The organism is Bacillus pretiosus (assembly GCF_051294775.1).
Lineage (GTDB): Bacteria > Bacillota > Bacilli > Bacillales > Bacillaceae_G > Bacillus_A > Bacillus_A wiedmannii.
In genome coordinates, this window is sequence record NZ_JBPPHF010000678.1 from 1 (window position 1) to 278 (window position 278).

At 34.2% G+C, this 278-nt stretch carries 1 protein-coding gene; it reads right to left on the bottom strand.

The window, feature by feature from the left end; all coding sequences use genetic code 11:
- The coding region (locus ACSG5Z_RS32660; protein WP_435713016.1) for an NAD(P)-dependent oxidoreductase at window positions 1-278 on the bottom strand (278 nt) is incomplete at both ends.

Genomic DNA, 278 nt, shown 5'->3' on the forward strand with positions numbered 1-278 from the left:
GTCAATTCCTGCTGCAAAGATTTTCATTTCTGTAAACGCATGTATTAACGCTTCTTCATCTACTGTTTTTCCGCGAGAGGCATTAATGACGATTGCTGTTTCTTTCATTAATGAAAATTCCTTTTCTCCGATAAGATGATACGTTTCATCTGTTAATGGAGTAAGAAGAACAATAAAATCAGATTGTTTGAGTATCGTCTGTAAATCACAATATGTAGCATCGAATTTTTGTTCAGCTTCTTCTTTACGGCGACGGTTATAATACAGATCATTCATAT